The sequence below is a fragment of the Phenylobacterium sp. genome, from assembly GCF_030693805.1.
Taxonomy (GTDB): domain Bacteria; phylum Pseudomonadota; class Alphaproteobacteria; order Caulobacterales; family Caulobacteraceae; genus Phenylobacterium.
Window position 1 is genome coordinate 1 of record NZ_JAUXZW010000363.1, and the last position, 9,062, is coordinate 9,062.

10 protein-coding genes are annotated in these 9,062 nt (G+C 68.2%); 6 read left to right on the top strand and 4 right to left on the bottom strand.

Annotated elements, in window-relative coordinates:
* Positions 1–468: alpha/beta fold hydrolase (locus Q8M88_RS14490; protein ID WP_305597867.1), on the top strand; the 468-nt coding region annotated here is incomplete at its 5' end.
* Between the two features lie 34 nt (positions 469–502).
* On the opposite strand, the gene Q8M88_RS14495 is transcribed toward Q8M88_RS14490, so the two are convergent.
* A complete protein-coding gene (locus Q8M88_RS14495; RefSeq protein WP_305597868.1) occupies positions 503–1,690 on the bottom strand; it encodes an acyl-CoA dehydrogenase family protein in 1,188 nt (395 codons plus the stop codon).
* A gap of 144 nt (positions 1,691–1,834) precedes the next feature.
* Here Q8M88_RS14495 and Q8M88_RS14500 point away from each other — a divergent pair, with 144 nt between their 5' ends.
* The 4 genes from Q8M88_RS14500 to Q8M88_RS14515 are packed head-to-tail and all read left to right on the top strand — an operon-like array spanning position 1,835 to position 4,745.
* Positions 1,835–2,797, top strand: a complete 963-nt coding sequence (locus Q8M88_RS14500; protein WP_305597869.1) for an amidohydrolase — start codon at positions 1,835–1,837, stop codon at positions 2,795–2,797.
* Positions 2,798–2,842: 45 nt separating this feature from the next.
* Entirely contained in the window at positions 2,843–2,998 is a 156-nt protein-coding gene (locus tag Q8M88_RS14505) for a hypothetical protein (RefSeq protein ID WP_305597870.1), read from the top strand.
* A 23-nt stretch (positions 2,999–3,021) separates the two neighbouring features.
* On the top strand, positions 3,022–3,267 hold the full coding sequence (locus Q8M88_RS14510; RefSeq protein ID WP_305597871.1) for an amidohydrolase family protein: 246 nt from the start codon (positions 3,022–3,024) through the stop codon (positions 3,265–3,267).
* Positions 3,268–3,278: 11 nt separating this feature from the next.
* Positions 3,279–4,745 (top strand): amidohydrolase family protein, encoded by a 1,467-nt coding sequence (locus Q8M88_RS14515; RefSeq protein ID WP_305597876.1) that lies wholly within the window; start codon positions 3,279–3,281, stop codon positions 4,743–4,745.
* A gap of 10 nt (positions 4,746–4,755) precedes the next feature.
* Here the strand turns inward: Q8M88_RS14515 and Q8M88_RS14520 are convergent, their stop codons facing one another.
* Together Q8M88_RS14520 and Q8M88_RS14525 are read right to left on the bottom strand one after the other, a co-directional pair.
* Positions 4,756–5,361, bottom strand: coding sequence for a thiamine pyrophosphate-dependent enzyme (locus Q8M88_RS14520; protein ID WP_305597872.1), 606 nt, complete (start codon positions 5,359–5,361; stop codon positions 4,756–4,758).
* A complete protein-coding gene (locus Q8M88_RS14525) occupies positions 5,358–5,909 on the bottom strand; it encodes a thiamine pyrophosphate-binding protein (protein ID WP_305597873.1) in 552 nt (183 codons plus the stop codon). Before Q8M88_RS14525 ends, Q8M88_RS14520 begins: the two co-directional genes overlap by 4 nt.
* A 271-nt stretch (positions 5,910–6,180) precedes the next feature.
* Here Q8M88_RS14525 and Q8M88_RS14530 point away from each other — a divergent pair, with 271 nt between their 5' ends.
* Positions 6,181–8,580, top strand: coding sequence for an ATP-binding protein (locus Q8M88_RS14530; protein ID WP_305597874.1), 2,400 nt, complete (start codon positions 6,181–6,183; stop codon positions 8,578–8,580).
* Between the two features lie 3 nt (positions 8,581–8,583).
* Here the strand turns inward: Q8M88_RS14530 and Q8M88_RS14535 are convergent.
* Positions 8,584–9,062: efflux RND transporter permease subunit (locus Q8M88_RS14535; protein ID WP_305597875.1), on the bottom strand; the 479-nt coding region annotated here is incomplete at its 5' end.

The following is a 9,062-nucleotide window of genomic DNA, read 5'->3' on the forward strand; positions in this document are numbered from 1 at the left end:
CTGGTGCTGGTCAGCGCCGCCGGCGGGGCCTCGATGTTCCAGCCTCAGCCCACCGAAGGCATGAAGGTGATCCGCAGCTACTACGGCGGCGAAGGGCCTTCGCGCGACAAGATGCGCCGCTACCTCGAGATGATGATGTTCGACCACGCCATGATCACCGACGAGCTGATCGAGGAGCGCTATCAGGCCAGCATCGATCCGGCCTTCATGGCCGGGGCGCCGGAAGGACGCCCCGGCAGCGTCCCCGTGGTCGAGCCGGTGTGGAAAGACCTCGACCAGATCAAGGCGCGCACCCTGGTGATCTGGGGCCGGGACAACCGCGTACAGGGCTACGACAACGCCCTGTTCATGTTGAGCCGCATCCCCGAGGTCGAGGTGCACATCTACGGCGCCACAGGCCTGTGGGTGCCATGGGAGAGGGCCGCGGCCTTCAACCGCGAAGTGATCGGCTTCCTCACCGACGTCTGACGGCGGCGCTTTCGCCGCCGCCTGAGACTGACGGCTAGGGCTTGGCCGCCCGGTTCAGCATGTCGCGGCCGATGATCAGCTTCTGCACCTCGGAGGCGCCCTCGTAGATCCGCATCGGGCGGACTTCGCGGTACAGGCGCTCGATGATCGAGCCCTGGGTCACGCCCATGCCGCCGAACAGCTGCACGGCGCGGTCGATCACTCGGCCCGCCGCCTCGGTCGCCACCAGCTTGGCCATCGACGCCTCGTAGGACGGACGCCCGCGCTGCTTGTCCTGGCCCCAGGCGGCGCGATAGACGGCCAGGGCGGAGACCTCGATGTCGCAGGCCATGTCGGCGACCGCGGACTGCACGCCCGCCAGCTTGCTCATCTTGTCGCCGAACATCTCGCGGTTGGTCAGGCGCTCCAGCGTCTCGGCGAGCGCGCGGCGCGCGGCGCCGACGGCGGCGGCCCCGACCGAGGGGCGGAACACGTCCAGCGTGCCCATGGCGGCGCGGAACCCCTGCCCCGGCTCGCCGATCATGGCGCTGGCCGGCACCCGGCAGTCGACGAAGCTGACCGCGGCGATCGGGTGCTCGGCGATCAGGTCCATCGGCGGGCCGACCTTGAGGCCCTTGGTGTCCGCGTCGACCATGAACACCGACAGGCCGCGCGCGCCCGGCGCCTCGCCCGTGCGCGCCACAGTCACATAGAAGTCGGCGAGGCCGGCGTTAGAGATGTAGGCCTTCTCGCCGTTGATCACGAAGCTGTCGCCGTCACGCGTGGCGGTGGTGGCGGTGGAGGCGACGTCCGAGCCGGACTTGGCCTCGGTCAGCGCCAGGGCGGCGATCATCGTGCCGTCCCGGCAAGGGGCCAAGTACTTGGCCTGCTGTTCGGGCGTGCCCAGCCGGGCGACGGCGGCGGCGCCGATGCCCTGCATGGTGAACATGTCGTCGGCCAGCACGTCCTGGTAGGCGATCGCCTCGCGCAGCAGACAGACCGAGCGGGCGTCCACGCCCTGGCCCAGCGGCGGCACGACATGTTTCAGGAAACCGGCGTCGCCGAACGCGCGCACCAGCTTGCGGGCCCGCTTCGCCAGGTCGACCTTGGGATCGTGATGGGAGACGTTCTCCCTGGCCCAGGCGGCCATCCGCTCCGCCAGCTCGAAATGCTCAGCCTCGAAGAACGGCAGGTCCCACAGGGTCCAGCCGGCGGCCTTGGTCATCGTCGCTGTCTGGCTCATCGGCGGCCCTCATCCTGTTGAAATCGACCGCGCAAGTCAGCGGCGTCGCCTCTCTAGGGCGACACCGTGAGGCGATCTACTGGATTCGACGCCACAGCGCTGGCACAAGGCGCGCACCCGCGCACACAGGAAAAACCCCACGGCATGGAAGACGTCATCGAGCCGGATCTGGCGATCTGCGACCCGCATCATCACCTGTGGGACTTCCCGACCAATCGATACCTGCTGCACGAGTTCCTGGCCGACGTCGGCGACGGCCACAGGGTTGAGAGCACGGTCTACGTCGAATGCGGATCGTTCTATCGCGCCGAGGGCCCGGACCATCTGAAGCCGGTGGGCGAAACGGAATTCGCCGCCGGCCAGGCCGCCATGTCGGCCAGCGACCGTTACGGCCCCGCCCGCGTGGCGTTGGGCATCGTCGGCTACGCCGACCTGACGGGCGACAAGGTGCAGGAGACGCTGTCCGCCCACGTCGAAGCCGATCCGCGCCGGTTTCGCGGCGTGCGCCACATCACTGCCTGGGACGCCAGCGACAAGATCCACGGCCACGGCGTGGTCACGTCGCAGATGCTGGCCCAGCCGGCGTTTCGCGCAGGCGTGGCCGCGCTGGGCCAGCTCGGCCTGAGCTTCGACGCCTATGTTTATCATCCTCAGATCGACGAGGTGACGGCCCTCGCCACCGCCCTGCCCGACCAGACCATCGTGCTGGATCACGTCGGCGGGGTGGTCGGCATCGGCCCCTACGCCGGCAAGCGCGACGAGATCTTCCCGGTCTGGCGCGCGGCGATCCAGGAGCTGGCCAAGCGTCCGAACGTCAATGTGAAGCTGGGCGGCCTGGGCATGACCCTGTGCGGCTTCGGCTTCCACAAACTGTCCGAGCCCGCGTCATCGCAGGTGCTGGCCGACGCCTGGCGGCCCTACATCGAAGCCTGCATCGAGGCGTTCGGCGCCGAGCGCGCGATGTTCGAGAGCAACTACCCGATGGACAGCCCGTCGTGCACCTACCGCACCCTGTGGAACGCTTTCAAGCGGCTGGCCCAGGGCGCCTCGGCTGATGAGAAGGCGGCCCTTTTCAAGGGCACGGCCGAGCGGGTCTACCGCCTCTAGCCAATCGGACCGACGCGAACGCCCTGGTCCGCCAAGCCGTTTGCTATGCTGGACAACCTCTACGCCGCGCGCGGGATCAAGGCTGGCCCGCCCGTGGCGAAAGCGACGGACATCGCCGCCGCCGCCCGCTACATGTTGGAACAGCCCGAATGGGCCAATGTCGCCGGCGTCCAGCTCTATAGCGCCAGCGCGACGCTTTGACAGATACGAAGAGGGCCCAGGCCATGGAATTCGACAGCGTCATCCGCGGGGGAACGATCTACGACGGACACAGCGCCGAAGGCTTCGTCGGCGACGTGGCGATCAAGGACGGCCGTATCGTCGCGGTCGGCGAGGTGGTCGGTCAGGGCCGCGAGGAGATCGACGCGACCGGCAAGATCGTCACCCCCGGGTTCGTCGACATCCACACCCACTACGACGGTCAGGTGACCTGGGAGCACACGCTCGCCCCTCGTCCAACCATGGGGTGACCTCGGTGGTGATGGGCAACTGCGGCGTCGGCTTCGCACCCTGCCGCCCCGACGAGCGCGACATGCTGGTGGAGTTGATGGAGGGGGTCGAGGACATCCCCGAGATCGTCATGACCGAGGGCCTGCCCTGGAATTGGGAGACCTTCCCGCAATATCTCGACGCGATCGGCTCGCGGAAGCTCGACATCGACGTCGCCGCCCAACTCCCGCACTCGGCGCTGCGGCTGTACGTGATGGGTGAGCGCGCGCTGCGTAAGGAAGACGCGCGGCCCGAGGATCTGGCGACCATGCGCGCCCTGACCACAGAGGCGGTTCGCGCCGGCGCGCTTGGGGTCACCACGTCGCGCAACCTGATGCATCGCACTCAGGCCGGCGAGCTTGCGCCCAGCCTGTTCGCCGAAGAGCAGGAGCTGCTTGCGCTGGCTGGCGGCCTGAAGGACGCTCAGACCGTCGTGTTTCAGATCATCCCCGACATCGTCAGCGACACCGCCAGCGAGTTCGACATCATGCGCCGGTTGGCGCAGGCCTCGGGCCGGCCGCTGTCGTTCTCCCTGATGCAGATGCCGACCCGCGATCCCGCAGCCTGGAGCGATGCGCTGCGCCTGCTCGAGGAGGCCAACGCCGACGGCCTGTCCATGAAGGCCCAGGTGTTTCCGCGCCCCGTGGGCATGCTGTACGGCCTCAATCTGTCCTTCCACCCGTTCAGCCTGCACCCCAGCTATCAGGCGATCGCCGACCTGTCTTTGCCTGAGAAGGTCGCCGCGATGCGCGATCCGGCGATGCGCGCGAAGTTGCTCAGTGAAGCGCCGCAGGACCCGAACCCGGTGCGGATGAAGATCGTTCACAACACCCACGCCGCCTATCCTATGGGCGAACCGCCCTGTTACGAGCCCGATCTCAATGACCGCATTGACCGACAGGCGGCCGCCCGAGGCCTGAGCTTCGAGGAATACGTCTACGACCTGCTGCTAGAGGATGAGGGTCAGCGGTTGCTGTTCCTGCCCGGCGCCAACTATCGGGACGGAAACCTGGACGCGGCGCTGACCATGGCGGTGCACCCTCAGACCATCCTCGGCCTCGGCGATGGCGGCGCGCACTACGGGATGATCTGCGACGCCAGCTACCCGACGTTTCTGCTGCAGCGGTTCGTGCGCGATGCGCCGGCCGGTCAGGCCATCGGCCTGGCGCAGGCCGTGGCCTCGCTCAGCGACGCCCCGGCTCGCTGCGTAGGCCTGAATGATCGCGGCCGGATCGCCGTGGGCTACAAGGCCGACGTCAACGTCATCGATCTGGACCGCCTGCAGCTGCACATGCCGCGCGTGGTCCGCGACCTGCCAGCCGGCGGACGCCGCCTGCAGCAGCAGGCGGACGGCTTCGTGGCCACCCTGGTGGCCGGCGTGGTCACCTACCGTGACGGCGCCTCGACCGGCGAGCTGCCGGGCCGGCTGGTGCGCGGCGGCCAGCTCGCGCCCGCCTGAAACCGAGGCGTCAGTCGATCGAAAGACCGAGCGCGAGGCGCAGGCGCCCGCGGTTGACCGCGCCGTCGCGCAACGGGATCACCCGCGGCGCGTCGCCGCCGTCGATCTTGATCACCGCCACGGCCGTCTCGGTCCGCACCGAGTGCGCGCGAAGGGCCAGGGTCTCGACCTCGGCCATGGTCGTGAGGGTGACGGAATCGTCGATGCCGCAACCCCTGGCCACCGCGGCGAGGTCTGTCCCGTAGGCGACGTGAGTCTTTTGTGCGCCGGTCTCGCCGTAGAGCTCGTTGTCGAGCACGACGACGGTCAGGTTTCCGGGACGCTGCTGGGCGATGGTGGCGAGCGAGCCCAGCCCCATCAGCAACTCGCCATCGCCGACAAAGACGATGACCGGCACATCCGGCTGCGCCAGCGCCAGGCCCAGGCCTAGCACCGCGGCCCCGCCCATCGCGCCCCACAGATAGAAGTTGCGGTCGTGGTCGCCGACATTCGCCACGTCGTAGGTGGCGCTGCCCAGCGAGGTGACCACAAGGGCGTCGTTACGATCAACCAGCAGGCGCGAGACCACCTCGCGGCGATCGAGCAGGGCGTTCGAGGCGTGGGTTCCAGCGATCATTTCACAAAGACCTTGCTGCCCACCAGGCGCTGACCCAACAGCACGGCGACCGCCGAACCCCCGAGGAAGGCCATGCTGGCGGCGTTCTGCACCACATCGCGGACCTCGTCCGGCTGGTCGGCGCGGCGCACCTGCACGCCCATCAGCTCCAGCACCGGCTGGACGGCCGACCCCATGGGCACCTGCCACGGATTGAACTCGCCCCACTCGCCCCGCATCGTGATCAGGGTCAGGAACGGGAATTTGCAGGTGCGGATCAGCGACAGCATGTTGATGCAGTTGCCAACGCCGCTGGACTGCATCAGCAGCGCCGAGCGCTGGCCACCCAGCCAGGCGCCGGCGGCGAGCGCGACACCCTCCTCCTCGGTGGTCAGCGATACTGCGAGTACGTCAGGGTCAGCCTGGAGGCGCTCGATGAGCTGCTTATGGCCCCCGTCGGGCACGTAGGGCGCCTGGCGCACGTCAAAGGCCTTCAGCACGTCGTAGATGTCGTCCGGCCAGGCGGCGTGCGCCTCGTCGGACGCCGCATCGGCGCTCGCCACGGTCATCGGGTCCTCACCTGCTGTTGGTCGCAGCAATCTTCTGCCGTTCGCGGCAGCTGAATACCATCGCCATCGCGACGACGACACGTCCGACCCTGAGCTGGCGAAGCCCTGATCGCCCTGCGTCGGCCGAAATCGCTGCACGCCGCTGTTCGGGCGGGGCTACGAACGGCTGCTCGGCGGCCGCGCCTGTCCTCAGAGACTTTTAACAGCGACTTCGTACATTCCGCCTGAGTCAGAACGCGCAGCCGGATCTGCGGCTCAGGGGATCAAGAACATGACGCCGACCGAGATTGCCGGTCTCGCGCGGGGCGATTTCTTCGAGCAGCTCATCCACGGCAGCGCCCACTGCGTCCAGGTGCTCGACCTTGAAGGACGTCTGCGCTTCGCCAATCCGGCCTCGGTGGCCTCGATGGGCGTGGACGACTTCTCCCTGCTGTCAGGGCGCCGTTGGGTCCGTTATCTGAGCCTCGACGTGCAGGAGGCCGCACTGGCGGCTCTCGCTGCGGCCGCCGCCGGCCAGACCGCCCAGTTCACTGCGGAGATCCCGAACGCCCAGGGAATGCGCAGGGTGTGGGAGATCACCGTCTCGCCGCTCGCCGCCTCCGGCGCCGCGGTGGATCATTTTTTGATCTTCAGCCGCGACATCACCATCTCCGCGTCCGATCGCGACAAGGTCAGTGGCCTGGAACTCGGCTTGCGCCGTACCGCGGCCACTCTCCGCGCCGCCGGCCATATGGCCAAGCTTGGCGGCTTCGAGATCGACTACAAGACCGGTCGGGTCACCTTTTCCGATGAGATGTGCGCCCTGGTCCGTTGGCCGCACTCCCCCAACGTCTCCATCGAAGAGGCGGTGCAGATTTGGCGGCCGCATGATCGCGTCGAACTGCGCGGCCTGCTGGCCCAGTCGCGGGCCAGCGGCGAGCGCGTCATCTTCGAGTGCGAGGTTGGCCTGCCAGATGCGGAGCCGATCTGGTTGCGCACGGTGGCCGAGCCGGCGTTCGAGGGCGACGAGGTGGTAGCGCTGCGTGGCGTCGTTCTCGACATCACCGAGCAACGACAGGCGACCGCCCGCCTCGAAGAGTCCGAACGCTTCGTACACGGTATCATCGACGGCATGGCCGCGACCCTGTGCGTGCTCGACGAGAACGGCGTGATCATCTCGGCGAACCTGGCTTGCGGCGAGTTCGTCGCCGCCGGCGGTTTCGCGCAGACCAGCCATGGCCTGGGTGCAAACTATCTCGACACCTGTCGACGCGGCGAAGGCCCCCCGACGCGCGCCAGGCAGGCTCTGCTCGAAGTGTTGGCCGGCGAGCGGGCCGTGTTCGAATGCGAATACCCCTGCCATTCCGCCACAGAGCGGCGCTGGTACAAGCTCTACGCCTACCGGCTGCCCGGCGATGGGCCGGTGCGTGTGGTGGCGATGAACCAGTCGATCACCGAACTGATGCTGGCCGAGCAGCAGCTTCGCCGCGCCAATCGTGCACAGCGCGCGGCGGTGCGAGCCGCGCGCGACGCCAGCGACGCCAAGTCCGCCTTCCTGGCCACCATGAGCCACGAGATCCGCACGCCGCTCAACGGCGTACTGGGCATGGCCCAGGCCATGGCCCACGACCCGCTGCCGCCGGCGCAGCGCGAGCGGCTGGACGTGGTGCGCCACTCAGGCGAGGCCTTGTTGGTGCTGCTCAACGATCTGCTGGATCTGTCGAAGATCGAGGCCGGCAAGCTGGAGATCGAGGACGGCGTCGTCGACATCGCCGGTATCGCCGGCTCCGCCATGGCGGCCTTCGAGTCGCTCGCGCGTGACAAGGACATCCACTTCGACCTTGAGATCGCGCCGCAAGCGACAGGCGCGTGGCGCGGGGATCCGGCCCGCATCCGCCAGGTGCTCTACAATCTGATCTCCAATGCGGTGAAGTTCACGGACCGCGGCTCGGTCCGCGTCGAGATCTCGCGTCCAGGTGAACACCTCATCCTGCGCGTCGCCGACACCGGTCTGGGCATCGAGCCCGCCGCCCGCGTGAAACTGTTCGACAAGTTCGTGCAGGCCGACGCCTCCACCACCCGCCGGTTCGGCGGCACGGGTCTGGGCCTGGCCATCTGCCGCGAGCTGGTCACGATGATGGGCGGCGACATCTCCGTGGAAAGCGAGCCAGGACGCGGGTCGGCTTTCTCCGTCGAATTGCCTTTGATGCGCGCCGCGGCGAACATGGATGTGGCGCCGCCATCGACAGCCGTCGCCTTGCCGTCAATGGCGCGCGAACTGCGGGTGCTCGTCGCCGAAGACAATCCGATGAACCAGCTCGTGCTGAAGACCCTGCTCCAGCAGGTGGGACTGGAGCCGCACCTGACGGCGAACGGCGAGCAGGCGGTGAAAGCCTGGGAAAGCGCTCACTGGGACGTGGTGCTGATGGACGTGCAGATGCCATTGATGGACGGGCCCGCCGCGACCCGTTTCATCCGCGAGCGCGAGCTTGCGACCGGGCGCACGCGCACGCCGATCATCGCCTTGACCGCCAACGCCATGGCCCACCACGTCGCCGAATACCTGGAAGCCGGAATGGACGCCGTGGCGTCCAAACCGATCAACCTGCCGGCGCTGCTGGCGACCGTCGAGGGGGTGTTGATCCCGACCGGCGAGTCGTTAGCCGACGTGTCGCACATCCTGGCCGGCTGACCGTCAGGCCCCGGCCTGTTCGGCCGAGGGTTTGCGGTAGACCAGACGATACAGCGCCGGCAGCACGAACAGCGTCAGCAGGGTCGAGGACAGGATCCCGCCGATCACCACGGTGGCCAGCGGTCGCTGGACCTCCGCGCCGGCCCCCACATTGAACGCCATCGGCACGAAGCCAAGGCTGGCGACCAGAGCGGTCATCAGGATCGGCCGCAGCCGCGCCAACGCGCCTTCGCGCACGGCCGTCTCGACCTCCATCCCCCGGGCGCGCAGCCCACGGATGAACGACACCATCACCACCCCGTTCAGCACCGCCACGCCCGACAGCGCGATGAAGCCGACCGCGGCCGAGATCGATAGCGGCAGACCGCGCAAGGCCAACGCCGCCACCCCGCCCGTCAGCGCCAGCGGAACGCCGCTGAACACCACGGCGGCGTCCTTCATCGAGCCGAACAGCACGAACAGCATGCCCAGGATGATCGCCA

Bases quoted from the DNA above. Each gene is read 5' to 3' on its own strand.
- Q8M88_RS14530 (WP_305597874.1), top strand. From the start codon at position 6,181: ATGACGCCGACCGAGATTGCCGGTCTCGCGCGGGGCGATTTCTTCGAG.
- Q8M88_RS14525 (WP_305597873.1), bottom strand. From the start codon at position 5,909: ATGACCGTGGCGAGCGCCGATGCGGCGTCCGACGAGGCGCACGCCGCC.
- Q8M88_RS14505 (WP_305597870.1), top strand. From the start codon at position 2,843: ATGCTGGACAACCTCTACGCCGCGCGCGGGATCAAGGCTGGCCCGCCC.
- Q8M88_RS14510 (WP_305597871.1), top strand. From the start codon at position 3,022: ATGGAATTCGACAGCGTCATCCGCGGGGGAACGATCTACGACGGACAC.
- Q8M88_RS14520 (WP_305597872.1), bottom strand. From the start codon at position 5,361: ATGATCGCTGGAACCCACGCCTCGAACGCCCTGCTCGATCGCCGCGAG.
- Q8M88_RS14495 (WP_305597868.1), bottom strand. From the start codon at position 1,690: ATGAGCCAGACAGCGACGATGACCAAGGCCGCCGGCTGGACCCTGTGG.
- Q8M88_RS14500 (WP_305597869.1), top strand. From the start codon at position 1,835: ATGGAAGACGTCATCGAGCCGGATCTGGCGATCTGCGACCCGCATCAT.
- Q8M88_RS14515 (WP_305597876.1), top strand. From the start codon at position 3,279: ATGGGCAACTGCGGCGTCGGCTTCGCACCCTGCCGCCCCGACGAGCGC.